The sequence below is a fragment of the Achromobacter sp. D7-1 genome, from assembly GCF_059760445.1.
Genome location: NZ_JCBAMT010000005.1, coordinates 1 through 24,365, shown reverse-complemented (window position 1 = coordinate 24,365; position 24,365 = coordinate 1). Strand labels below are relative to the sequence as shown.

General features: G+C 65.6%; 25 protein-coding genes. 18 read left to right on the top strand and 7 right to left on the bottom strand.

Going from position 1 to position 24,365, the window contains the following annotated elements:
• Nucleotides 1-89 precede the first annotated feature (89 nt).
• Nucleotides 90-1,682 (bottom strand): glutamine-hydrolyzing GMP synthase, encoded by a 1,593-nt coding sequence (gene guaA, locus AC6LKD_RS03705; protein ID WP_013394368.1) that lies wholly within the window; start codon nucleotides 1,680-1,682, stop codon nucleotides 90-92.
• A 117-nt stretch (nucleotides 1,683-1,799) separates the two neighbouring features.
• On the bottom strand, nucleotides 1,800-3,260 hold the full coding sequence (gene guaB / locus AC6LKD_RS03700) for an IMP dehydrogenase (RefSeq protein ID WP_013394369.1): 1,461 nt from the start codon (nucleotides 3,258-3,260) through the stop codon (nucleotides 1,800-1,802).
• 192 nt (nucleotides 3,261-3,452) lie between these two features.
• On the opposite strand from guaB, the gene AC6LKD_RS03695 reads away from it, so the two are divergent.
• Nucleotides 3,453-4,097, top strand: coding sequence for a DUF2239 family protein (locus AC6LKD_RS03695; RefSeq protein ID WP_498115126.1), 645 nt, complete (start codon nucleotides 3,453-3,455; stop codon nucleotides 4,095-4,097).
• Between the two features lie 96 nt (nucleotides 4,098-4,193).
• On the opposite strand, the gene AC6LKD_RS03690 is transcribed toward AC6LKD_RS03695, so the two are convergent.
• On the bottom strand, nucleotides 4,194-4,787 hold the full coding sequence (locus AC6LKD_RS03690) for a LysE family translocator (RefSeq protein WP_498115125.1): 594 nt from the start codon (nucleotides 4,785-4,787) through the stop codon (nucleotides 4,194-4,196).
• 120 nt (nucleotides 4,788-4,907) lie between these two features.
• Here AC6LKD_RS03690 and AC6LKD_RS03685 point away from each other — a divergent pair, with 120 nt between their 5' ends.
• Nucleotides 4,908-5,858, top strand: a complete 951-nt coding sequence (locus AC6LKD_RS03685; RefSeq protein WP_498115124.1) for a GlxA family transcriptional regulator — start codon at nucleotides 4,908-4,910, stop codon at nucleotides 5,856-5,858.
• A gap of 120 nt (nucleotides 5,859-5,978) precedes the next feature.
• A complete protein-coding gene (locus AC6LKD_RS03680) occupies nucleotides 5,979-6,359 on the top strand; it encodes a DCC1-like thiol-disulfide oxidoreductase family protein (protein WP_013394373.1) in 381 nt (126 codons plus the stop codon).
• A gap of 453 nt (nucleotides 6,360-6,812) precedes the next feature.
• On the opposite strand, the gene AC6LKD_RS03675 is transcribed toward AC6LKD_RS03680, so the two are convergent.
• A complete protein-coding gene (locus AC6LKD_RS03675; protein WP_013394375.1) occupies nucleotides 6,813-7,532 on the bottom strand; it encodes a carbonic anhydrase in 720 nt (239 codons plus the stop codon).
• A 192-nt stretch (nucleotides 7,533-7,724) separates the two neighbouring features.
• Here AC6LKD_RS03675 and AC6LKD_RS03670 point away from each other — a divergent pair, with 192 nt between their 5' ends.
• The 3 genes from AC6LKD_RS03670 (at nucleotide 7,725) to AC6LKD_RS03660 (ending at nucleotide 9,195) form a co-directional block, all read left to right on the top strand.
• A complete protein-coding gene (locus tag AC6LKD_RS03670; RefSeq protein WP_013394376.1) occupies nucleotides 7,725-7,937 on the top strand; it encodes a hypothetical protein in 213 nt (70 codons plus the stop codon).
• 164 nt (nucleotides 7,938-8,101) lie between these two features.
• Entirely contained in the window at nucleotides 8,102-8,593 is a 492-nt protein-coding gene (locus AC6LKD_RS03665) for a hypothetical protein (protein WP_498115123.1), read from the top strand.
• Nucleotides 8,594-8,595: 2 nt separating this feature from the next.
• Nucleotides 8,596-9,195: an OmpA family protein gene (locus tag AC6LKD_RS03660; RefSeq protein WP_498115122.1), complete on the top strand. Its 600-nt coding sequence runs from the start codon at nucleotides 8,596-8,598 to the stop codon at nucleotides 9,193-9,195.
• 27 nt (nucleotides 9,196-9,222) lie between these two features.
• Here the strand turns inward: AC6LKD_RS03660 and AC6LKD_RS03655 are convergent, their stop codons facing one another.
• The 3 genes from AC6LKD_RS03655 to AC6LKD_RS03645 are packed head-to-tail and all read right to left on the bottom strand — an operon-like array spanning nucleotide 9,223 to nucleotide 11,736.
• Nucleotides 9,223-9,723 (bottom strand): RidA family protein, encoded by a 501-nt coding sequence (locus tag AC6LKD_RS03655; RefSeq protein WP_498115121.1) that lies wholly within the window; start codon nucleotides 9,721-9,723, stop codon nucleotides 9,223-9,225.
• 8 nt (nucleotides 9,724-9,731) lie between these two features.
• Nucleotides 9,732-10,703: a Bug family tripartite tricarboxylate transporter substrate binding protein gene (locus tag AC6LKD_RS03650; RefSeq protein ID WP_498115120.1), complete on the bottom strand. Its 972-nt coding sequence runs from the start codon at nucleotides 10,701-10,703 to the stop codon at nucleotides 9,732-9,734.
• Between the two features lie 25 nt (nucleotides 10,704-10,728).
• Complete coding sequence (locus tag AC6LKD_RS03645) at nucleotides 10,729-11,736, bottom strand: membrane dipeptidase (RefSeq protein WP_498115119.1); 1,008 nt, start codon at nucleotides 11,734-11,736, stop codon at nucleotides 10,729-10,731.
• A 98-nt stretch (nucleotides 11,737-11,834) separates the two neighbouring features.
• Between AC6LKD_RS03645 and AC6LKD_RS03640 the strand changes: the two genes are divergently transcribed.
• The 12 genes from AC6LKD_RS03640 to AC6LKD_RS03585 all read left to right on the top strand — a co-directional run bounded on the left by AC6LKD_RS03640 (nucleotide 11,835) and on the right by AC6LKD_RS03585 (nucleotide 24,289).
• Nucleotides 11,835-12,716 carry a LysR family transcriptional regulator gene (locus AC6LKD_RS03640; RefSeq protein WP_498115118.1) on the top strand — a complete coding sequence of 294 codons (882 nt, stop codon included), beginning with the start codon at nucleotides 11,835-11,837 and terminating at the stop codon, nucleotides 12,714-12,716.
• 303 nt (nucleotides 12,717-13,019) lie between these two features.
• Complete coding sequence (locus tag AC6LKD_RS03635; protein ID WP_013394384.1) at nucleotides 13,020-13,250, top strand: hypothetical protein; 231 nt, start codon at nucleotides 13,020-13,022, stop codon at nucleotides 13,248-13,250.
• Nucleotides 13,251-13,335: 85 nt separating this feature from the next.
• On the top strand, nucleotides 13,336-13,593 hold the full coding sequence (locus tag AC6LKD_RS03630) for a hypothetical protein (protein ID WP_498115117.1): 258 nt from the start codon (nucleotides 13,336-13,338) through the stop codon (nucleotides 13,591-13,593).
• A 226-nt stretch (nucleotides 13,594-13,819) separates the two neighbouring features.
• On the top strand, nucleotides 13,820-14,797 hold the full coding sequence (locus AC6LKD_RS03625) for a LysR family transcriptional regulator (RefSeq protein WP_498115116.1): 978 nt from the start codon (nucleotides 13,820-13,822) through the stop codon (nucleotides 14,795-14,797).
• Nucleotides 14,794-16,257: a SidA/IucD/PvdA family monooxygenase gene (locus AC6LKD_RS03620; RefSeq protein WP_498115115.1), complete on the top strand. Its 1,464-nt coding sequence runs from the start codon at nucleotides 14,794-14,796 to the stop codon at nucleotides 16,255-16,257. The genes AC6LKD_RS03625 and AC6LKD_RS03620 overlap by 4 nt, the downstream gene beginning before the upstream one ends.
• Nucleotides 16,254-17,228 (top strand): ABC transporter permease, encoded by a 975-nt coding sequence (locus tag AC6LKD_RS03615; protein ID WP_054456315.1) that lies wholly within the window; start codon nucleotides 16,254-16,256, stop codon nucleotides 17,226-17,228. The genes AC6LKD_RS03620 and AC6LKD_RS03615 overlap by 4 nt, the downstream gene beginning before the upstream one ends.
• Nucleotides 17,225-18,139 (top strand): ABC transporter permease, encoded by a 915-nt coding sequence (locus AC6LKD_RS03610; RefSeq protein WP_088141062.1) that lies wholly within the window; start codon nucleotides 17,225-17,227, stop codon nucleotides 18,137-18,139. The genes AC6LKD_RS03615 and AC6LKD_RS03610 overlap by 4 nt, the downstream gene beginning before the upstream one ends.
• Nucleotides 18,136-19,143, top strand: a complete 1,008-nt coding sequence (locus AC6LKD_RS03605) for an ABC transporter ATP-binding protein (RefSeq protein ID WP_498115114.1) — start codon at nucleotides 18,136-18,138, stop codon at nucleotides 19,141-19,143. The genes AC6LKD_RS03610 and AC6LKD_RS03605 overlap by 4 nt, the downstream gene beginning before the upstream one ends.
• A complete protein-coding gene (locus AC6LKD_RS03600) occupies nucleotides 19,140-20,165 on the top strand; it encodes an ABC transporter ATP-binding protein (RefSeq protein ID WP_498115113.1) in 1,026 nt (341 codons plus the stop codon). Before AC6LKD_RS03605 ends, AC6LKD_RS03600 begins: the two co-directional genes overlap by 4 nt.
• A gap of 65 nt (nucleotides 20,166-20,230) precedes the next feature.
• Complete coding sequence (locus AC6LKD_RS03595; RefSeq protein ID WP_498115112.1) at nucleotides 20,231-21,802, top strand: ABC transporter substrate-binding protein; 1,572 nt, start codon at nucleotides 20,231-20,233, stop codon at nucleotides 21,800-21,802.
• Nucleotides 21,803-21,805: 3 nt separating this feature from the next.
• A complete protein-coding gene (locus tag AC6LKD_RS03590) occupies nucleotides 21,806-23,101 on the top strand; it encodes an acyl-CoA thioesterase/bile acid-CoA:amino acid N-acyltransferase family protein (RefSeq protein WP_498115111.1) in 1,296 nt (431 codons plus the stop codon).
• A gap of 18 nt (nucleotides 23,102-23,119) precedes the next feature.
• A complete protein-coding gene (locus AC6LKD_RS03585) occupies nucleotides 23,120-24,289 on the top strand; it encodes a CMD domain protein (RefSeq protein WP_498115110.1) in 1,170 nt (389 codons plus the stop codon).
• Nucleotides 24,290-24,365: the final 76 nt, after the last annotated feature.

The window sequence follows — 24,365 nt, the reverse complement described above, 5'->3', positions numbered from 1 at the left end:
GGCAGACTACATTTCCCCAACCCGCTCCCGACCAAAAAAGAAAAAGGCGCCGAAGCGCCTTTTTCATTCACCGCAAGACTACTGCAGGTTCACTCCCACTCAATCGTCGCAGGCGGCTTGCTCGACACGTCGTAAACAACACGATTGATCCCGCGCACTTCATTGATGATGCGCGACGACACCCGTGCCAGCAACGGATGCGGCAGCGGCGCCCAATCGGCGGTCATGAAGTCGAAGGTCTGCACCGCACGCAAAGCGACAACGTACTCATAAGTACGCCCATCGCCCATCACGCCCACCGACTTCACCGGCAGGAACACGGCAAACGCTTGCGAGGTCAGCTCGTACCAGGTCAGGCCGCTGGCCTCGTCCTTGGTGTTGCGCAGTTCTTCGATGAAGATCGCGTCGGCGCGGCGCAGCAGTTCGGCATATTCATGCTTCACTTCGCCCAGGATGCGCACGCCCAGGCCGGGGCCGGGGAACGGGTGGCGGTAGACCATCTGCGGCGGCAGGCCCAGAGCCACGCCGAGTTCGCGGACTTCGTCCTTGAACAGTTCGCGCAGCGGCTCCAGCAGTTGCAGGTTCAGCGTGTCCGGCAGGCCGCCCACGTTGTGGTGCGACTTGATGGAGGTGGCCTTGCCGGTCTTGGCGCCTGCGGATTCGATGACGTCGGGGTAGATCGTGCCCTGGGCCAACCACTTGGCGCTTTGCTGCTTGCCGGCTTGTTCCTGGAACACTTCGACGAATTCGCGGCCGATGATCTTGCGCTTGGCTTCCGGATCCGCCACGCCGGCCAGCTTGCCCATGAACTGGGCGGTGGCGTCGACGTGGATGATCTTCACGCCCATGTTTTCGGCGAAGGTCTGCATGACCTGCTTGCCTTCGTCCAGGCGCAAGAGGCCGTGGTCGACGAACACGCAGGTGAGCTGGTCGCCGATGGCCTTGTGGATCAGCGCTGCGGCTACCGAGGAGTCCACGCCGCCGGACAGGCCCAGGATGACTTCGTCCGTGCCGACCTGCTCGCGGATGCGGGCGACGGCTTCGGCCACGTAGTCGGGCATGTTCCAGTCGCCTTCGCAGCCGCAGATCTCGTTCACGAAGCGGGCCAGCATGGCCTTGCCTTGAACAGTGTGCGTGACTTCGGGGTGGAACTGGACGGCGTAGAACTTGCGGTCTTCGTCGGCCATGCCGGCGATCGGGCAGGACGGAGTCGACGCCATCAGCTTGAAGCCCGGGGGCAGTTCGGTGACCTTGTCGCCATGGCTCATCCAGACCTTGAGCATGCCGTGGCCTTCCGCCGTGGCAAAGTCTTCCAGGCCTTCCAGCAGCTTGGTGTGGCCGTGGGCGCGGACTTCGGCGTAGCCGAATTCGCGATGGTCGGAAAAGCTGACCACGCCGCCCAGTTGCTGCGCCATGGACTGCATGCCGTAGCAGATGCCGAGGACGGGCACGCCCAGCTCGAACACCGCATGCGGCACGCGCATGGAGCCTTCTTCGTAGGCGGAAGCGTGGCTGCCGGACAGGATGACGCCCTTGAGACCTTGCGCCATCTGGTCGCGGACGAAGGCGTCGTCGACGTCGCCGGGGTGCACTTCGGAGTAGACGCCGGCTTCGCGGACGCGGCGGGCGATCAGCTGGGTGACTTGCGAACCGTAGTCGAGAATGAGGATGCGCTGGTGCATGGAGACTCTACCGGTAAAGAATAAAACCGCAGTAAATAAAACCGCACCGGCAGAACCGCTGATTCATTTGCGGTTCTGCCGGTGCGCGATGCATGACATTGTAGTTGACTGTACGGATCAGTCGGCGCGGTAGTTGGGCGCTTCCTTGGTGATCTGTACGTCGTGCACGTGGGACTCGCGCACGCCCGCGGAGGTGATCTCCACGAATTCGGTCTTGGTGCGCATGTCGTCGATGGTGGCGCAGCCGCAGTAGCCCATCGAGGCGCGGATGCCGCCGACCAGTTGGTAAATGATGGCCAGCACGCTGCCCTTGTAGGGGACGCGGCCTTCGATGCCTTCGGGAACCAGCTTGTCGGCGTTGTTGGACGGATCCTGGAAGTAGCGGTCGGCGGAGCCGTCCGTCATGGCGCCCAGGCTGCCCATGCCGCGGTAGGACTTGTACGAACGGCCCTGGAACAGCACGACTTCGCCAGGAGCTTCTTCGGTGCCGGCGAACATGCCGCCCATCATGCAGGCGAAAGCGCCTGCCGCCAGGGCCTTGGCGACGTCGCCCGAGTAGCGGATGCCGCCGTCGGCGATCAGGGGCACGCCCGTGCCTTCCAGCGCCTTGGCGACTTCGGAGATGGCGTGAATTTGCGGCACGCCCACGCCGGCGACGATGCGGGTGGTGCAGATGGAGCCAGGGCCGATGCCGACCTTGACGCCGTCGGCGCCGTACTCGACCAGCGCACGCGCGGCGGCGGCGGTGGCGATGTTGCCGCCGATGACTTCAACCTTGGGGTAGTTCTGCTTGACCCAGCGCACGCCTTCCAGCACGCCCTTGGAATGGCCGTGGGCGGTGTCGACGATCAGGACGTCGACGCCGGCCGCAACCAGCTTTTCCACGCGCTCTTCGGTGCCGGCGCCCACGCCGACCGCAGCGCCCACGCGCAGCTGGCCTTGGGCGTCCTTGCTGGCCATGGGGTGTTCGGTGTTCTTGACGATGTCCTTGACGGTGGCCAGGCCACGCAGTTCAAAGCCGTCGTTCACGATCAGCACGCGCTCCAGGCGGTGCTTGTGCATCAGGGACTGCGCCTCTTCCAGCGTGGCGCCTTCCTTCATGGTGACCAGGCGTTCCTGCGGCGTCATGATGTTGCGCAGGGGCTGGTCCAGGTTCTCTTCGAAGCGCAGGTCGCGGTTGGTGACGATGCCGACCAGCTTGCGCCCTTCGACCACCGGCAGGCCCGAGATGCCATGCTGGCGCTGCAACGCGATGGCGTCGCGCACTTTCATCTGGGGGGTGACGGTGACCGGATCGATCACGATGCCGAATTCGTGGCGCTTGACGCGGGCGACTTCACGCGCCTGGGCGTCGGCGGACAGATTCTTGTGGATGATCCCGATGCCGCCCTCTTGCGCCATGGCGATGGCCAGACGCGATTCGGTGACGGTGTCCATGGCGGCGGACACTAGCGGGATGTTCAGGCTGATATTGCGAGTGAGGCGCGTAGCCAGGGAAGTGTCGCGAGGCAGGACCTCGGAATACGCAGGCACCAGCAACACATCGTCGAAGGTGAGCGCTTTTTGTACGAGACGCATGGGTAACTCCGGGCGCAAAGCAAGATTATACGCCGCCTGTATGTTTTGCCTAGGTGTTCACCCTAGGTTCGCGGGGATATTTCTGCACTCCTCAGTGGCGGATTGCCATCTCACAATATTTTTACCCGGATATATTGACTTGTATTTTTACCCGGATCATAATTTGCCTGCAATTTTTATCCGGACAAAATAATGAATGAACTATCCGTACCCCACCACACCGATGTCCACACCGCCTTCGCCGGCCACCGCATGCTTGCCACTGGCCCCCTGGCCGAGGTGGCGCTCGCCGTCAAACGGGCCATGGACTCGGGCAGCGACGCCAGCATCCTGGTGTTCGACGACCGGTCCGGCAAGCAGGTCGACCTGGATCTGAGAGGCGACGACGCCGCCATCGCGGAACGTCACCGCGCCCGCATCGAGCCGGCGCCCCTGGCCGCCGGAATGCCCGCCGACGTGGCAGCCGACGAGACGCAACCGCGCGGCCGGGGCCGCCCCAAGTTGGGCGTAGTACCGCGTGAAGTCACGCTGCTGCCGCGCCATTGGGACTGGCTGGGCGCGCAGCCCGGCGGCGCGTCCGTCGCCTTGCGCAAACTGGTGGAACAGGCCCGCCGCGACAACGAGGCGCAGGACCGCCAGCGCGAACGCCAAGAGGCTGCGTACCGGTTCATGTCCAGCATGGCCGGCAACCTGGCCGGTTTCGAGGAAGCCACGCGGGCGCTGTACGCCAGCGACCGCGAGCGTTTTACGCAGCAGGTCGCCGGATGGCCAGAAGATGTGCGCGGCTACGCCATGGGTCTGGCATGGGGCGCGCCCGACGAAACCACCGCGGACTGAGCCGTGTCGGGGTGCGGCCTGCGCAGGCCTCACCCTCCCCCAAAGCGGCCACGGGTTTCCTCTCCGCACTCGCCCCAATGCTGCCACCGGCTTTCCTCACCGCAGCATCGGCCACAACGTCAGCGCCAGCAACGCTCCCATGCCGATGTTGAACCATTTCAGGCGTCCGGGCTGCGCGAGGAATCCGCGCAGCGCCACGCCGAAGCCGGCCCATAGCGAAACACTGGGCAGGTTCACCAGCGCGAACACCAGACACATCCAGGCCAGCGACGCCCACGGCGCCGCAGCGTCAACATAGACTGCCACCGAGGCCAGCGCCACGATCCACGCCTTGGGGTTGATCCACTGGAACAAGGCCGATTCCATGAAGGTTAGCGGCCTGGCCGATGCCTGGCCCGTGCTGATCGAACGCGATAGCGCGATGCGCCACGCCAGGTACAGCAGGTAGGCCGCCCCGCCTATCTTCAGTGCCGCGGACAACGGCGGCCAGGCCTGGAACAGCGCCCCCAGGCCCAGCCCTACCCCCAACAACAGCGACGTAAAGCCGACGGTGATCCCCAGCACCTGGGGCAAGGTTCGGCCGAAGCCGAAGTTGGCGCCCGAGGTCATCAGCATGACGTTGCTGGGGCCCGGCGAAACAGAGGTCACGAATGCGAACACCGTCAGGGCAAGCAGATTTTCAAAGGACAAGACAAGGCTCCGGTGGCACGCGGCGCAGGTTTGCGCGCCGACGATCAGACAGCGGCATTGTGGGTCCGGCCCAGCCTTATTAATATTGGCGGTTTTGACATCTTTGATAGCGTTCTTGCCATGAAGATCCAGATCCTGGCCCTGGAGGGCGTGTTCGATACCGGCCTGTCCGCCATCCTGGACGTGTTCGCGACAGCCAACGAGCTGTCGCCACTGCTGCCCGCCCCCGTGCTGCCGTTCGACACACGGGTGGTCGGCCTGCGCCGCAAGGTGCGCACCTCGCAGGGATTTGGCGTGCCCGTTTCAGGCAGTCCGGACCCGTCGGACCCGGGCTGGCTTGTCATCCCGGCCATCGGCTGCAAGATGCCCGAAACGCTGGTGCCCGCGCTGGGCCGCGCCGACGTGCGCGACGCTGGCCGGATGCTGCGCGAGCGCGGCCCTGGCGCGAACACCGCCGCGGCCTGCATCGGCACCTTCGTGCTGGCGGAATCGGGCCTGCTGGACGGCCACAAGGCCACCACCACCTGGTGGCTGGCGCCGCTGTTCCGGCAGCGCTATCCGGCGGTCGACCTGGAGGACAAGCACATGCTGGTGCGCTCGTCGTCGTTGCTGACGGCGGGCGCGGCCTTGAGCCACATGGACATGGCGCTGTGGCTGGTGCGCCAGGCCAGTCCCGAACTGGCGGCATTGGTGGCGCGCTATCTGATCGTGGACCAGCGGCCCGCGCAATCCGCCTATGCCATCACTGACCACCTGACGCATGCCGAGCCGCTGGTGCAGGCTTTCGAACGCTGGGCGCGCGCGCATCTTGCGCAAGGGTTCTCGCTGGATGCCGCGGCGCAGGCGCTGGGCGCCAGCAAGCGCACGCTGGCGCGCCGCACGCAGGACGTGCTGGGCAAGAGCCCGCTGTCGTTCTTCCAGGATTTGCGCGTGGAACGCGCCGCCCATTTGCTGAAGACCACCAGCCTGTCGCTGGAGCAGATCGCGGCCCAGGTCGGCTATGCCGACGGCGTCACGCTGCGCAACCTGCTGCGCCGGCGCCTGGGCCACGGCGTGCGTCAGATGCGCTGATGTCCCGCACCCGGCCCGCGTGCGCAATGCAGGCGGTGGGCGCGTTCAGCGATATGGGTTTTAATCGGAGATAAGCGGCGGGCGCGCTTTTCGCGCCTGCGCATTTCCACACGGTGCGTCATGGCCATCGCAAAGAACTTCCTGCTCTACGACGGAGACTGCCCTTTCTGCTCGAACTACGTGCGGATGCTGCAATTGCAGAAGGCCGTCGGCCCCATCGATCTGCTGAACATGCGCGACCATCCCGATCTGGCGGTGGCCTACAAGGCGCAAGGCTACGACCTGAACCAGGGCATGCTGTTGCACTTGGATGGCCAGGACTATTGGGGCGCCGACTGCATCAACCGGCTGGCGCTGATCAGCACCGGCAACGATCTGTTCAACAGCGTCAACGCGGCCGTGTTCCGCAATCCCTGCCTGTCGACGGCGCTCTACCCGTTCATGCGCACCGGCCGTAGCCTGGCGCTGACGCTGCTGGGCAAGAAGAAAATGCAGATGTAGGCGCGCTGGTCTGCCGCCAAGCTGGCGCGCAGGCATGGAGTCCGACTGACGACAACACGCGCTAGACCGCGCCCACCGCTCTTGCCAGAGGCTCTTCGGCCATTTGCGCATCCGCATTGGCGTCGCAGCGACGCCACCCCGATGCCGGGTCGCGCTTGTCGTGGAGATAGTCCCAATCCGTGCCGCACACCGCGCAGGTGAACGCTAGTTGCCGCACGCCCCGCTGCGTCTCCCCAGCCGAGCGCACTACGCCCAGGCTAATCAGGTCCTCATGTCCGGGCGCATCGCGCCGGTCCGCTACGATAGCCTCGCATTTTTTGCACGCCCCCATGCCCCTTCCCCTTTCAATATCCTTTCAGCGGATGTTACGAAGGGAAAAACGTTTAAAGCTCAGCAATTCTCACCGTTCCGGGGCCGGCCGGCGCTGTAGTTCAGCCAACCCCGTCGGCTACGTCAGACCAGCGTCACTTTGCCTGTGGCCAGGCTATACACGCCGCCGACCACTCCCAGCTTTTTCTGCTGCACCATCTCCTGCAAGAGCGGCTGCGCGTTCTTCAGGCGATCGACCGCCATGCGCACATTCTCCTGCACGGCCGCGGCCATCAGATCCTTGGCGCCCGACTTGCTCGCGAGTTCGACGGCGGGCTTGATTGCGTTCACCAGCGCCGGCAGATGGCCCGGGAACTCGGTCTTGTCCTTCCACGCCTTGATGGTCGCGTCCACCGCGCCGCAATTGTCGTGGCCCAGCACCAGGATCAGCGGCGCGCGCAGCACCAGCGTGCCGTACTCCAGGCTGGCGAGGCCGTCTTCGTTCACGAAGTTGCCAGCCACGCGCACGATGAACAGGTCGCCCGGGCCTTGGTCGAAAGCCAGTTCGGGCGCCACGCGCGAGTCCGAACAGCCCAGGATGGCGGCGATGGGCTTCTGCTTTACGGCGCGGGCGGCACGTCCGGCGGAGAAATCCCGCATGTTCGGCTTGTTGGCGGCGTAGCGGGCGTTGCCGGCCATCAGGCGTTTCAATGCCGCGTCAGGACCGATATCGTTTGAGGGCACGGCGGCCTGGGCAGCGCCCAGCCAGCCCGAGGCGCCGGCCGCTGCCATTGCAGCAGCTCCAAACAGCAGGCGACGGCGATTGAAATGCAGGGGATTTGCGCAAGAGGAACAGTCGCACATGAGGCTCTCCTGAAAGACGAACGTCTAGGAAACCAGCGCATGACTATTTTGCCGCTAGCGCGGCGCCCGCGGCTCAAAAATAAGGATGGAGGGCCCTGAAAGAGTCTGTCGCAATTGGCGCTTGAGATACAGGCACCCCAGGCGTAACGTGGAATAGCGGCATAAGCCGCGTCACCTGCATAGGTACGCACCATGACGCCCAACACCCCCCACCCCAAACCGGCCCAGGCCACGCCTGATTCCGGCTCGCCCGACGCGCACTCGCCGCCGCATGCGGAAAAGGACCGGGCCCGCGCCGACCATCAGCATGAGGAAGCCCGGCGCAAGGCCCTGGTCGGATCCCAGCACAAGGAAAACACGCGCAGCGTCGCAGCTCCGCGCTATCACGGGCACCGCGGCGGATGACGCTCGTGCTGGCCAGATTCCGTAACTTCTTGGAAAAACATCAAACTGCAATAAGCGCCTGAAAGTCGGACCATCACATGTTGGACTTTGGATGGGACCAAAAGTATGAGTCCCGGTCCGGATGCCCTGCCCTGAATGGTTTTCAACGACAGAGGATGCTTATCGTGATTCCTATCAGAAAGACCGCCGCCGCCTGTGCGCTGGGCGCCTTCGTGACCCTGGCGGCGGCTGGCCAAGCCGCCTTTGCCCAGGCCCAGGCGAACGCCCCCGCGCCCCTGGCTACCGGCCTGACCGATTCCGGCGTCGCCGAAGGCCAGGTGGTCGAAGCGGTGCGCAGCGGCGACATCCTGTCGATCAAGGTGCGGTTCAAGCCCATCGTCATGGGCAAGACGGAGATGCTCTATCCGCAGATCAGCAAGAGCGACTATGAAAACAGCTTCTACGTCGTGGCTGGCAACAAGAAGCACCTGCTGCTGAGAGACAGCAACGACAAGCCGCTGACCAATCCCAAACTGATGATCAGGACCGAGAAGGACGCCCCGATCGCCGGCTCCTGGCAGGGGAAATTCCCCGCCCCGCCCAAGGAGATCAAAGAGGTCTCGCTGACGATACCGAGCGTCGAGACCTTCGACGCCATCAAGATCACCGACCGCTAGCCATGGCCGGCTACCCGGGCTCGTCAACTCTGCTGGCCGCGGCGTTGCTCGCCGCCGCCGGCGGCTCCATGGCGCAGGAGCCTCCCTACAAGGCCGAGATCCTGGATCTGCAGGCCACCATCCTGGACTTGAAGGGTCTGCCCTCCGACGCCAGCGGCGGCATCTCGGACCTGAACGCGCAGATAGACGGACTGGCCGCGCGCCACGACGGCCTGTCGGTGCGGCAGGACAAGAATGCCGTGACCGTCGCCATGCTGGGCGACGTGCTGTTCGACTTCGACAAGACCGCCATCCGTCCCGCCGCCGAGCCTACGCTGCGGGACATCGCCAGCCTGATCAAGGCCAGCTCGGCGGGCACTGTAGCCATCGAAGGCCATACCGATTCCAAGGGATCGGCGTCCTACAACAAGGACCTGTCCCTGCGCCGCGCGCAGGCGGTGGCGCAATGGCTGGCAAGCCACGGCGTGGACAAGGCTCGTCTGACTGTCAAGGGACTGGGCGATACCCAGCCGATCCAGTCGAACCGGCTGGCCAATGGCGCGGACAATCCGCAAGGACGGGCGCAGAACCGGCGGGTAGAGTTCGTGCTGCCCAAGCACTGAACAGCGCGGCGCGGGACCGGGTCCTTTTCAGCGGGCCGGGCCTCGCGACTCGTCCGCAACCGCCAGGGCCACATCCATACTGACCAGCACCGGCGCGTTGCGCGGCAACTCGCGCACGCCGATGACCGAACGCGGATGCTCGCCCTGGCGCCCGAAAATCGCCACCAGCAGTTCCGATCCGGTATCGGCGATGGCGGACAGCTTGGTGCTGGCGCGCTCCCCCACCTGGAAGAAATAGTTGACGCGCAGTATCTGATCCACCGCATCCAGACTGCCCTGCGCGTGATGGGCAACCCATGACAGCGCATGCAATACACACAGGCGCACCGCCTCGCGCGCCTGCGCTTCGCCGACTTGCTCACCAACAACGCCTTGAACCAGCAACTGGTCCGCGCTGAGCTTGGGAATCTGCCCGGCGACATACACCGTGCCGCCATGCCGCAACGCCGGCAAATAGGCATAGTGCGTGGGCGTGGGCTCTGGCAGGGCCAACCCCAAGGCCTGCAAACGCGCATCGGCTCCGCTCATGACGTTCCTCAGAGGCTGCCGGGCAGGAAATTGACCTGCTTGGCCAGCGTCGCCCAACGCTTGTTCTCGGCCGCGACGAAATCGGTGAAGGCCTGGGCCGAACCGCCCTTGGTGCTGACGCCCTGCTCTTTCAGGCGCGAGGCCACTTCGGGCGACTGCAATGCGCGATTGAAGTCCTGGTTGAGCTTCTTCACCACCGCCTCGGGCGTGCCGGCCGGAGCGACGATGCCCTGCCAGGACGTGATGTCCATGTCCGCCAGGCCGACTTCCTTGTAGCTGGGTATGTCCGGCGCGGAATCTATCCGCTCGGAAGACGTGACAGCCAGGGCGCGCAGCTTGCCGGCCTGGACGTGCGGCAGCAAGGTAATCACCGGATCCAGGATCAGGCTGATATGTCCGCCCAGCAAATCGTTGATGGCGGGCGCGCTGCCCTTGTAGGGAATGTGGGCCATGCGGATGCCGGCGCGCTGCTTGAACAGTTCGCCTGCCAAAAAGGTGGAACTGGACGCCGAACCGAAGGTCAGTGTGTCCGGCTTGCTCTTGGCATAGGCGATGAACTCTTTCATCGTCTTGGCCGGCACGGCATTGCCGGTGGCGATGATGTAGGGCTGGTCGGCCAACAGGATCACTGGCGCGAAGTCCCGCGCGGCGGAATACGGCAGGCTGCTGTACTGCAATTCGTTGATCGACATGATGGGCAGGTTGGCCAACAGCAGCGTGTAGCCGTCCGCTGGTGCGCGGGCCACGAACTCGGCCCCGATGATGCCGCTGGCGCCGGGCTTGTTCACCACCAGCACGGGCTGCTTGACGTCCTGGCCCAGCTTTTGTGCGACGGTGCGCACGACCAGGTCGGCCACGCCGCCCGGTGGAAACGGCACGACGATCTGTATGCTTTTATTGGGAAAGTCCTGCGCGCTGGCGTTGCAGACGGCGCCCAGCGCCAGCGTGGCGCACGCAAGGATGCGAATGGCGTTCTTCATGTAAGTGCTCCGAGGTTGCGTCTGGTCAGGGATTGCGGGTAGTAGTGGCTTGCGGGCCGAAGCTTGCGTCGAAAAAGCGCATCCAGTTGCCGCCCATCAATAGCGCCACGTCGTCCGCTGAAAACCCCGTGGCGCGCAAGCCCTGCTCGATGTTCTTGAAGTCCCTGCTGTCCTGGAACCAGCCGGGCTGCGGCGGAAACCCCGGCTGCGCGGCCGAGCCTTCGCCATAGTCGATGTTCTTGGTATAGCGGCCCGTGCGCATCCACTGGACCACAGAATCCGGCTGGTCCTGGCACAGGTCCGAACCCAGGCCCAGATGCTCCACCCCCACCAGATCCGCGGTGCGCGCCACCATGGCGCAGAAGTCGTCCAAGGTACAGGCCGACTTGTTCTTGAGGTGATGCGGATACAGCGAAAAGCCGAACATGCCGCCCGCGCCAGCCAGCGCCTTGAGCACCGTGTCCGACTTGTTGCGCAGCGCCTGCGCCCACGTATGCGGATTGGCGTGGCTGATGGTGATGGGCCGCTCGGACAGTTCTATCGCTTCCAGCGTGGAGCGTTCGCCCGAGTGGCTCATGTCGATGACCAGCCCGACCCGGTTCATTTCCTTGATCACTTCGCGGCCCATGCGCGTGACGCCGCTGTCGACCGCTTCATAGCAGCCTGAAGCCAGCAGGGACTGGTTGTTATAGGTCAGCTGCATGAAGCGCACGCCCAGCGTGTGCACCACTTCGACCAGGCCGATGTCGTCTTCGATGGGCGACGGGTTCTGCAGTCCGAAAATGATCGCGGTGCGACCGGACTCGCGGGCGCGCCTGACGTCGTCGCCGCTGCGCGCCTGCACGATCAGTTCCGGAAAGCGCTCGAACCACCGGTTCCAGCGTTCGATGTTGTGGATCATCTCGCGCAGGTTCTCGTGATAGGCGATGGTGACGTGGACCGCGTCCACGCCGCCTTCACGCAGTTGGCGGAATATTTTTTCGGACCAGTTGCTGTATTGCAACCCGTCGACGCGTAAGGCGCTTGCGCTCATTGCTTGCTTCCTTGATTGGCAGTGAGCGGTACTGTAGATTTCCGGCAATAATTCAGTCAAACTAAAATAACTTAGTTTTATTTCATTTTTTCTTAAATATGAAACTAGAGCATTTGCGCATGTTCATGGCCGTGGTCGACGCCGGCGAACTGGCCCAGGCTGGCGACCGGGTCGGCCGCACGCCGGCGGCGCTATCCATGACCTTGAAGCAGCTGGAATCGGAGCTGGGCGGCCCGTTGTTCGAAGGCGAACGCAAGATCCGCCTGTCTCCGCTGGGGCTTTATGTCCGCGCGCAAGCGCAGCGGGCCATTGCCGAATTCGACTCGGCCGTGGCCCATATGGTCCGCTATGCCAGCGGCGCGCTCGGAACAGCCAAGGTGGCCGCCGTGCCGAGCGCAGCCATCCAACTGCTGCCGCAAGTCATCGGCTCGATGCGCCGCCAGTATCCGCAGGTGCGGGTGGATTTGCGAGACATAGACTCGGCTGCGGTGGGCAAGGCGGTGGCCGACGGAGAGGTCGATTTCGGCATTGCCACGCTCCCGGCGCCCTTGCCCGGCATCGCGACCGAGCCCCTGTTCGAAGACCGTTTCGTGCTGGTGTGTCCAGCGGGACATGGCCTGACCAAACTGCGCCGCAACGTGCGCTGGAGCGATATCGATGCCGCGGAGTTCATTGCGAACGGCTTGTGCGCCCGGTTCAACTCCCCGGAAGTCGCCGCATTGGTGGAGGCCTCGCTGCTGACGGTGCGCAACACCACCTCCTTGCTGACCTTTGTCGAACAGGGTTTTGGCGTCACCATCCTGCCCGCCCTGGCGGTCACCGCAAGCGCAAAATTGGCGATCGTGCCTTTGGCCGACCAAAGCGCCGTCCGCAGCCTGGAAGTGCTGACCCGAGGTGGCGAAACGCTCAGCCCGGCCGCTCAAGCACTGCTGAGTCTTACGCGCAGCGTGGCCGCCGAGTTGGCCTTGACCTGGTCATGATTTTTTCGCGCATCGGGTAGCGCGAGCGCCCTATTCCTCTTCGCCGTAGCCGAAAGGCCAACGGCGCTTGTTCGGCTCGGGCGCGGGTTGCTGACTATGCATGACGGGCTCCTGAGGTTCGATGGGCGAATACTACCGGCATCCGCCAAATCGAACTGCAAAGGTTCGCAAAGATCGCGGCAATCATGCCGCAAGAGCCCCATCCACGTTTCTAACACAAGGCAGGCGCGGCCCGCATCGGGGCTAGAACGTATGCCATTTCCCGGACCGGCGCGTAGGATTGAAGCCGTACGGGAGAGCGCCATGCCAGATTCCAGCTGGATTTGCGGCAGCGAGCCGCCGGGTCGCCAGGGATTCTTCGAGACTGAATTCAATACTGGCCAGACCGAAGTCACGATGTACTCCGTATTGGGCTGGATGCCGCCTGCGCATCGCGGATACGTGGTCAGATGGCGCTCGTTGGAACCGGCGGTGGAACAGGCGGAGATAGAGCGCTATCTGTATTACCGGCGCGAGGGGCGCGGGTATTCTTGAGTTCAGGAATTCCGATGATCGATAGCCGCCGCAGGGGGCTGGTGCTAGCCTAGGAGTTGCCTGCCGCTGTCATTGGAGACCTCTCATGCCCGAATTCATTGAAGCGAACCTTGACACTCTGTTCACCCTTGCCCAGAGCCGCACCGAAAGCTATCTGCGAACAGCCGAAACCCAGATCGACGCGGTTTTCGGCGCTGGCTACGCCCGCGCGCATCCGGAATTGATCGCAGCCTTCATGAAGACCGCGTCCGACGAGTTCACGCGTACCACCACGGCGAAAGTCCTGCAGAACCTCGGATACTCCTTGGATTCGGTTGCGGACGCATTGCGCACCCGGGCCTGACGATTTCCCTGAGGGACGTCCGCATTCGCGACTGTCCCTGCCCCGCAGGCGTTCAGCCGGCCTTAGACCGACGGCTGGACCCTGCCCGCCATAAGCCATTGAAATAACTGGAAGTTATGAAATTCCCTGAGGAAAACCCCATCAGGGAATTTACTTATGCTCTTTAATTATTTGCAAAGCGCATACTTGCCGGGCAAGAATTCGTCCTTGGCATAGATCAATACAGATGGAACTTCGTCAACTCGAGGCCTTCGCGGCCGTCATGTCCACGGGCAGCGTCACTGCTGCCGGCCGGCTGTTGGGACGCTCCCAGCCGGCGATCAGCCGGTTGTTGCAGGAACTGGAAGCCGAGATCGGCTATCCCTTGTTTGCGCGCAGCGGCCCGCGCGTGACGCCCACCGAACAGGGCTTCCTGCTGTATGACGACGTCGAGCGCGCGTTGGCGGGTATGCAGCAGATCCGCAGCCGCGCCGATGAAATCGCCCGCGGCCAGGCCCAGCCGCTGCTGATGGCCGCCACGTCCGCCCTGGCGGCAGGCCTGGTGCCCGACGCACTCAAGCGCATCGAAGACCGCATCGGCGCCGCGCGCATCCAACTGCGTAGCGCCTCGCCCGAACGCGTGGTGCACGCCGTGCTGTCAGGCGCCGCGCAACTGGGCGCGACCAGCCTGCCGCTGGAGCATCGCGGCCTGACGGTGCACTGGATCGGGCAAGCCCCCTGTGTGGTCGCGTTGCCGGAAAACGATCCGCTGGCCCAGCAAGCCGTGGTGCCGGTAGCCGCGCTGGCTGGACGCCGCTTGATCACGATGGCCAATCCCTATCGCCTGCGCCGCCGCCTCGACGCCGCTCTGGCGCAGAACGCCCAGGCGCTGGGCACCATGGAAACCAATTCGTCCGTCAACGCCCTGGCCGCCGTGCGCGCCGGACTGGGCGTGTCGGTGCTGGAACCGATCACCGCCTACGGCGCCCCCATGCCGGGCGTGGCGATCCGTCCCATCGACCTGGACATCCCCTTTTTCTTCGGGGTCATCACCCCGCAGTCGCAAACGCCGACGCCAGCCTGCCAGGCCATGGTCGACGCGCTCGCCCAAGCCGCCGCGGCCCTGCTGCCCGGCTTCGCCCTGCACGACGCCGCCGAACATTCGGCGCTGCTGCAGTCGATCTATGGCGACGACGCCCCTCTTACGGAATCACCCTCAATATGAATCAGCCCCTAGCCACCCCGCCGCAAGGCCTGGCCGCGCTGGAAGCGCGCTTGCGGCAAGACCTGTCCTGGCTGGAAATCCCCGCCAAGAACTGGGTGACGCCCCGCCTCGTCGACGGCCAGCCGGTGCTGGACGTGGCCGTGATCGGCGGCGGCATGGCCGGCCTGGCCGCGGCCGCCTCGCTCAAGCATCTGGGCATCAACGCCCCGATCTTCGACCAGGCGCCCGAAGGCTATGAAGGCCCCTGGGCCACCACCGCCCGCATGGAAACCTTGCGTTCGCCCAAGCAGCTGACCGGCCCCGCACTGGGCCTGCCGGCGCTGACCTTCCGCGCCTGGTTCGAAGCGCAGTTCGGCTCCGAAGAATGGGAAGCACTGGACAAGATCCCGCGCCTGCAATGGATGGATTACCTGCGCTGGTACCGCCGCGCGCTGGACCTGGACCTGCGCAACGAGCACCGCATCCTGGCCGTGCTGCCGCGCGCCGACCAGCTGGTGCAGCTGGACATCGAATCTCCCGCCGGACGCAGCACGGTGCTGGCGCGCCGCGTGGTGCTGGCCACCGGCCGCGACGGTCTGGGCGGTGCCTATGTGCCTGAATTTTCGAAGAAGCTGCCGCGCAACCGCTGGGCGCATTCGTCCGACGTGATGGACTACGGCACCTTGGCCGGCAAGCGCGTCGGCGTGGTGGGCGCGGGCGCATCGGCCATGGACAGCGCGGGCACCGCGCTGGAAGCCGGCGCCGCCAGCGTCGACCTGCTGATCCGCCGCAACGACATCCCCCGCATCAACAAGGGCAAAGGCGCGGGCAACCCCGGCCTGACTCACGGCCACCTGACCCTGCCCGACGAATGGAAGTGGAAGATCCGCCACTACATCAACGCCGCCCAGGTGCCGCCGCCGCGCGGCAGCACGCTGCGCGTCTCGCGCCACCCCAACGCCCGCTTCAACCTGGGCGCGGGCGTGCAGGATCTGGCGCTGGTGGGCGACGAGATCCACGTGACCACGCCCAAGGGCGTGTTCGTGCTGGACTTCCTGATCTTCTCCACCGGTTTCCGCATCGACTGGACCGTGCGTCCGGAGTTCGCCGCGCTGGCGCCGCACGTGCGCGCCTGGGGCGACCGCTACGTGCCGCCGGCCGGCGAGGAAGACCAGGAGCTGCATGATTCGCCCGACCTGGGGGCCGTGTTTGAACTACAGGAAAAGACCCCGGGCGCCTGTCCCGGCCTGGACCGCGTGCATTGCTTCTCCTATCCCGCGGCGCTGACGCAGGGCACGATCTCGGGCGACATCCCGGCCATCAGCGAAGGCGCCAAACGCCTGGCGCAAGGCATCGCCGGCCTGTTCTACCGCGAGGACGTGGAGACGCACTACGCCAATATGGAAGCGTTCTCCGAGCCCGAAGTGTTCGGCGACGAATGGACGCCGGCCCCGGCTCCGCAAGCGGAGACCGCGCAATGACGGGTTGGTTGCTGCGCCGCATCGCGCAAGCCGCGGTGGTGGTCTTCCTGATGACGCTGATCGTCTTCGTGGGCCTGCACGCCATCGGCAATCCGGTGGACATCCTGATCGGCCAGGACGTGGACCAGGTGGACCGCGCCCGCATCATTGCCGAACTCGGCCTGGACAAGCCGCTGTGGGAGCAATACCTGGCGTTCCTGAACGGCGCCCTGCACGGCAATCTGGGCAATAGCTTCGTCTACAACATTCCCGCCGTGGAACTGGTGATCCAGCGCCTGCCGGCGACTTTCGAGCTGGCCATCGCCGCAATGATGCTGGCCGTGGTGGTCGGCCTGCCGCTGGGCCTGTACGCGGGCCTGTATCCGGACAGCCGTTTCGCCAAGATGATCATGGCGGGCAGCATCGTCGGCTTCTCGCTGCCGACGTTCTGGATCGCGCTGATGCTGATCATGACCTTCAGCGTGTCGCTGGGCTGGCTGCCGGCCAGCGGCCGCGGCGAGACGGTGGAATTTCTGGGCTTCCAATGGTCCTGGCTGACGGCCGACGGCTGGCGCCACCTGATCCTGCCGGCGTTCAACCTGTCGCTCTTCAAGATATCCCTGGTGATCCGCCTGACCCGCGCCGGCGTGCGCGACGTGCTGCCGCTGGACTTCGTGAAGTTCGCGCGCGCCAAGGGCCTGTCGCCCATGCGGGTGGTCTGTGTGCACGTGCTGCGCAACACCATGATTCCGCTGGTGACGGTGCTGGGCCTGGAGCTTGGCTCCACCATCGCCTTCGCCGTGGTCACGGAAAGCATCTTCGCCTGGCCCGGCGCCGGCAAGCTGATCCTGGACAGCCTGAACGCGCTGGACCGCCCCGTCATCGTGGCCTACCTGATCGTGGTGGTGTGCCTGTTCGTCACCCTGAACCTGATCGTGGACATTCTTTATAAAGTGCTGGACCCGCGGGTGCGGCTGGAGGCCTCGGCATGAGCGCCGTATCGACAAACCCCACTCCCGCGCTGCGCCGCGAATCGCCGTGGCGGCGCAACCTGGCCGAGTTCATGTCGTCGAAGACGGCCGTGCTGGGCCTGACCGTTGCCACGCTGCTGATCCTGGCCGCCATCCTGGCGCCCTGGATCGCGCCGCAGAACCCCTATGACCTGCTGCAGATCGACGTGCTGGACGCGCGCCTGCCGCCGGGCAGCATGAACGGCCTGGACACCTTCCACTACTGGCTGGGCACCGACGGCCAGGGCCGCGACCTGCTCTCGGGCATCCTGTATGGCCTGCGCATCAGCCTGATGGTGGGCGTGGGCTCGGCCGTCATCGCCGGCATCATCGGCACGCTGCTGGGGCTCTTGGCCGCCTACGCCGGCGGCAAGACCGACGCGATCATCATGCGCCTGGTCGACCTGATCCTGTCGTTCCCGTCCATCCTGGTGGCCATGATGATCCTGGCCTACCTGGGCAAGGGCGTGGGCAACGTGGTGCTGACCCTGGTGATCCTGGAATGGGCCTACTACGCCCGCACCGCGCGCGGCCAGGCCCTGGTCGAGCGCCGCCGCGAATACGTGGAAGCCGCCCGCTGCCTGGACATCCCCAACTGGCGCATCATGTTGAAGCACATCCTGCCCAACTGCCTGCCGCCGCTGATCGTCATCGGCACCTTGCAGATCGCGCGCGCCATCACGCTGGAAGCCACCTTGAGCTTCCTGGGCCTGGGCGTGCCCGTGACCGAACCGTCGCTGGGGCTGCTGATCTCCAACGGCTTCCAGACCATGCTGTCCGGCGAATACTGGATCAGCTTCTATCCCGGCATCGCGCTCTTGGTCACCATCGTGGCCATCAACCTGGTGGGCGACCGCCTGCGCGACGTGCTGAACCCGAGGACCCACAAATGAGCGCCGACCGCCACAACGCCGGCGCGCCGACGCTGGAGGTGCGCAATCTGCGCACCCACTTCCATACCCGCGCGGGCGTGCTGCCTGCCGTGGACGACGTGTCCTTCACGCTGGAACGCGGCAAGATCCTGGGCCTGGTCGGCGAGTCCGGCTCGGGCAAGTCCGTCACGGGCTTCTCCATCATGGGCCTGGTCGACGCCCCGGGCCGCATCGTCGGCGGCGAGGTGCTGTTCCAGGGCCGCGACCTGACCAAGCTGGCGCCGCGCGAGCTGCGCAAGCTGCAGGGCAACCGCATCGCCATGATCTTCCAGGATCCGATGATGACGCTGAACCCCGTGCTGCGGGTGGACGCGCAAATGATCGAGACCGTGCGCGCCCACAACAAGATGAGCGCGGCCCAGGCCCGCGCCCTGTCGCGCGACACGCTGGGCATGATGGGCATCCCCAGCCCCGAAGAGCGGCTGCTGGCCTACCCGCATCAGCTGTCCGGCGGCATGCGCCAGCGCGTGGCCATCGCGATCGCGATGCTGCACCGGCCCGACCTGATCATCGCCGACGAACCCACCACCGCGCTGGACGTCACCATCCAGGCGCAGATCCTGTCCGAAGTGCAGAAGCTTGCGCAGCAGCACGGCACCAGCCTGATCTGGATCACCCATGACCTGTCGGTGGTGGCCGGCCTGGCCGATGACGTGGCGGTGATGTACGCCGGCCGCATCGTCGAACACGGCACCGTCGACGACGTGCTGGACCGTCCGCAGCACCCCTACACCGTGGGCCTGATCGACAGCCTGCCCAGCAACAACCGGCGCGGCCAACGCCTGCGCCAGATTCCCGGCATGACGCCCAACCTGCTCAACCTGCCCGCGGGCTGTGCCTTCGCGGCGCGCTGCTCGCGCGCCACCGCCGCCTGCGGCCAGCAGCCCGGCATCACCCAGGCCTTGCCCGAACACAAAGTGCGCTGCTTCCATCCCACGATTCAGACCAGCGAGGCGATGGCATGAACGCGCCCGCCCCCGTTTCCAAACAAACGCCGCTCATCGACCTGAGCCAGGTCAGCAAGCGCTTTGGCGAACGCCCCACCGGTCCCGCAGTGCGCGCCATGCAACGCCTGGGCCTGTCCAAGCCGCCCGCCATCACCCGCGCCGTCGACAGCGTCGACCTGATCGTCAACCCCGGCGAAGTGGTCGGCCTGGTCGGCGAATCCGGCTGCGGCAAGTCCACGCTGGGCCGCATCGCCGCGGGCCTGCTCACGCCCTCCGGCGGCGAGATCCGCATCAACGGCGTGCGCCCGGCCGACATGAACTCGGCCCAGGCCCACGCCGCGCGCCTGCAAGTGCAGATGATCTTCCAGGACCCCTACGCCAGCCTCAACCCGCGCCTGCGCGTGGACGAGATCGTGGGCGAAGCGGCCCGCATCCACGGCCTGGTCGGCAACGGCGACTTCGACGACTACGTCAGCGCCCAGCTGGAACGCGCCGGCCTGGACCCGGCCCTGCGCCAGCGCTATCCGCACCAGTTCAGCGGCGGCCAGCGCCAGCGCATCGGCATCGCCCGCGCCCTGGCCGTGCAGCCCACCATGCTGGTGTGCGACGAAGCCGTGGCCGCGCTGGACGTGTCGATCCAGGCGCAGATCCTGAACCTGTTCATGGACCTGCGCGAAGACCTGGGCTTGACCTATCTCTTTATCAGCCATGACCTGGGCGTGGTCGAACACCTGTCCGACCGCGTCGTGATCATGTACCTGGGCCGCGTCGTCGAAACGGCCACGGTGGAAGAAGTCTTCCGCCACCCCAACCACCCGTACACGCAAGCCCTGCTGGCCGAGATTCCCAGCCTGAAGTCGCGCCACAAGACCTTTACCGCGATCAAGGGCGAGATCCCCAGCCCGCTGAATCCGCCCGGCGGCTGCCATTTCCATCCGCGCTGCCCGCATGCGATGCCGCGCTGCAAGACCGAGGTTCCCACCTTGAAGGGAATCGCCATCAACCACCTGAGCGCCTGTCACTTGAACGACATGGCGTGACCACGGCCGCCGCGCCGCGGCTCCCGGATTAACCGCTAGTTCCCCCTATACCAAGGACTCCGAACATGAAACGCCTGATTCTCACCACCCTGACCGCCGCCATCCTCGGCGCTTCTGCCGCCGCAACCGCCGACGACCTGTCCATCGGCTTCGCCGACCCGCTGTCGTCCCTGGACCCGCAGCTGAACAACCACGCCGGCGACCGCTCGGTGGCCCTGCACTTCTGGGACCTGCTGATCGAGAACAAGTGGAACAAGCTGCAGCCCGGCCTGGCCGTCAGCTGGAAGCCGCTGGACGACAAGACCTGGGAATTCAAGCTGCGCGAAGGCGTCAAGTGGCAGGACGGTACGCCCTTCACCGCCGACGACCTGATCTACTCCTACACCCGCGCGCGCGCCGTGCCGGGCAGCGTGGCCACCTATGCCGGCTACCTGCGCACCATCGACACGATGACCGCCAAGGACCCGCTGACGCTCATCGTCACGACCAAGGCCCCCAACCCCGACCTGCCGCTGAACCTGGCCTCGGTGCACGTGGTCAGCAAGCACGTCGGTGAAAAGTCCACCACCGAGGACTACAACTCGGGCAAGGCCATGGTCGGCACCGGCCCCTACAAGTTCGTGTCCTACACCCCCGGCGACCGCGTAATCATGGAACGCAACGACGGCTACTGGGGTGACAAGCAGATCTGGGACAAGGTCAACTACCGCTACATCAACAACGCCGCCGCCCGCACCGCCGCGCTCTTGGCAGGCGACGTGGACGTGATCGACAAGGTCTCGGTGTCGGACCTGGCCAAGCTGCAAAAGGCCGCCAACGTGTCGGTCTACCCCTACGACGGCCTGCGCGTCATGCTGCTGCAGCCCAGCTTCAACCCCGCGCCCAACCAGTACATCACCGACAACAACGGCAAGCCGCTGGACAAGAACCCGCTCTTGGACGTGCGCGTGCGCCAGGCGCTGAACCTGGCCATCAACCGCAAGGCCATCGCCGACCGCATCCTGCAAGGCGCCGCCACCGAAGCCAACCAATGGATGCCCAAGGGCACCATCGGCTACAACCCCGACGTCAAAGACATCCCCAACGACGTCGCCCAGGCCAAGAAGCTGCTGGCCGAAGCCGGCTACCCGGACGGCTTCAAGCTGACCATGCACGTGCCCAACGACCGCTACCCGCAAGGCCCGGAAACCGCCCAGGCCGTGGCGCAGTTCTGGACCCGCGCCGGCGTCAAGACCCAGGTGGAAGTCGTGCCATGGGCCGTGTACTCGGGCCGCGCCAACAAGAACGAATTCGCGGTCAGCATGCTGGCCTGGGGCAACGGCACCGGCGAAGGCAGCTACGCGCTGGTCAACATCCTGGCCACCGCCGACGCCAAGAAGGGCCTGGGCGCGTCCAACTGGGGCCGCTACAGCAACCCCAAGGTCGACGCCGCGCTGGAGCAATCCACCTCGGAATTCGACGTGGCCAAGCGTGAAGCCATCCTGCGCGACTCCGTCAAGATCGTGTACGACGACGTCGGCATCATCCCGCTGTTCCACTACAAGAACATCTGGGCCACCAAGAAAGGCCTGAAGGTCACCCCCATGACCAGCGACCGCACGGCCGCCATGATGGTGACGAAAGAATCGGGCAAGTAAGCCATGACGCCCACCCTAACCATCACCCCGGCCGTCGACCTGATCGACGTGCCGCGCCAGATCCGGGTCGAACACGTCGCCCCCGGCCAGACGGTGGAGATCACCGCCCTGACCCGCCGCAACGGCGTGCTCTGGCAAAGCCAGGCCGCCTTTGTGGCGGGCGCGGACGGCACGGTCGACCTGGGTCGCGACGCGCCCGTGTCCGGCGACTACGAAGGCGTTGCGCCCATGGGCCTGATCTGGTCGCAGTCCCCCGTGGACTCGCCCAGCCGCGAACACTTCAACCACCCGGTGACCGATGCCCTGGTCACCGACGTGGTGGCGCGCGTCGCCGGCGCGCAGGCCCAGGCCAGCTTCACCCAGCGCCTGGCGGCCGACGGCGTCACCCGCCAGGACGTGCGCGAAGAAAGCCTGGTCGGCACCCTGTACCTGCCGCCTGGCCCCGGCCCGTTCCCCGCCGTCATGATCCTAAACGGCTCCGGCGGCGGCATCAACGAACCGCGCGCGGCGCTGTATGCGTCCCGCGGCTACGCCGCCTTCGCGCTGGCTTACTTCAAGGCGCCGGGCCTGTCGGACTACATCTCCAACACCCCGCTGGAATACTTCCAGACCGGCCTGCGCTGGCTGCGCAAGAAGGTAAGCCCCAAGCACGACTTCGTCGCCATCAGCGGCCAGTCGCGCGGCGGCGAACTGGTGTTGCTGCTGGGCGCCACCTTCCCCGAGGAAGTCTCGGCAGTGGTCGCCTACGTGCCCGGCGCCGTGGTCCACAGCGGCCAGAACGCCTGCGATCCCAAGATCGGCCGCGAAGGCCCCACGTGGCTGCTGGGCGGCAAGCCCATCCCCCACGTCTGGGAAAACAACCGCACCGCGACCTGGGCGCCCTTCGACGAAGGCCCCTCGCCGCACCGCCACGAGAAAGCCATCCTCACCGCCCTGCAAGACCCCGACGCCGTGGCCCGCGCCCGCATCAAGGTCGAAGACATCCAGGGCCCCGTCATGCTGCTGTCCGGCACCGACGACGGCTCCTGGCCGTCCAGCATCTATTCCAAGATGGTGCAGGACAAGCTGGCCGAGGTGAATCACCCCTACCCGGTCGAGTGGCTGGACTACGAGAACGGCGGACACTCCATCCTGTTCCCCTACGTGCCCACCACCCAGCTTGTCTACGCCCATCCCGTGTCCGGCAAGATCAGCACCAGCGGCGGCAACCCCAAGGACAACGCCCGCGCCGACCAGGAATCCTGGGAAGGCGTGAAGCAGTTCCTGGACGCCGCTGTCGCAGCGCGCGCCGCCAAGTAAAGCATCAAGGAGATCCGCATGGCTGAACCCATCGTCTACAACGTCACGGACGACCTCGTCGACCGCCTGATCGGCCTGGCCCCGGGCGCCAAGACCTACGAAGTGCGCCACTTCCGCGAGAAGGTCGCCGCCGCCACCCAAGGCAGCTACGACGCCCTGTTCGACCCCGCGCTGCCCGGCCTGTCCCTGGCCGAGCGCCTGCTGGTCGCGCTGTACGCCACCCGCATCACCCCGTCGCCGCTGCTGGCCGCGCACTACCGCGCCCGCCTCACCGACGCCGGCGCCACCCCGGCCGACATCGCCGCCGCCGAATCCGGTAAGCCGTCCGACGCCGCCACCCCGCGCCTGGCCGCCATCCTGGAATTCACGCGCAAGCTGATCGAGAAGCCCGTCGAGGGCGACGAAGCCGCGCTCAAGACCCTACCCGCCGCCGGCGTCTCCACGCCCGCCGTGGTCACGCTGTCCCAGCTTGTCGCCTTCCTGTCCTACCAGGTCCGCCTCGTCGCCGGCCTGGAAGCCATGAAGGCCCTGGAAGCCGGCCCTGCGCGCGCCGCCAGCGAGCCGCCCGCGCCCTTCCCCGCCAACACCGCCGCCACCGCGCCCGGCGCGGTGATCAAGGCCCACGGCTTCACCAACGAATCGCTGGAATGGAAGGCCTGGCTCGACGTCGTCAACGTCGAAACCGCCACGCCCGAGCAAGTCGCCGTCCTGGAAGAAAGCCACCCAAAGGCCAAGGTCTCGGACTACTACCTGTTCCTGGTGCATCAGCCGGAAATCCTGCGCCAGCGCTCCACGGCGTTCAACGCCATCATGTATGCGCCGGGTGGACTGTCGCGTGCGGAGCGCGAACTGGGTTCGACCTACGTATCGCGCATCAACGGCTGCGTGTACTGCGCGTCCGTGCATGCCCAGCGCTTTGAGCAGCTGGCCAAGCGCAATGAGGTCATTGCACAGGTGTTCGAGGATCCCGCCACCGCCGGCACCACGGCGCGGGAACTGGCTATCGGCAAGTTCTCGATCCAGATCACCGAGGCGCCTGCCGCGGTGAACGCCGACAGCATCCATGCCCTGAAGGATGCGGGCTTGAATGAAGGCGAGATCCTGGATCTGCTGCATTCGGATGCGATCTTTGCTTGGGCGAATCGCTTGATGCTGAACTTGGGCGAGCCGGTTTTCCCGAATGCCTGACCCTGTGGCGTCCGGCCGCTTGCGTGCCGGACGCTTTGCTTGCGGCTTGGCCTGAGGCTTGGCCTGAGGCTTATAG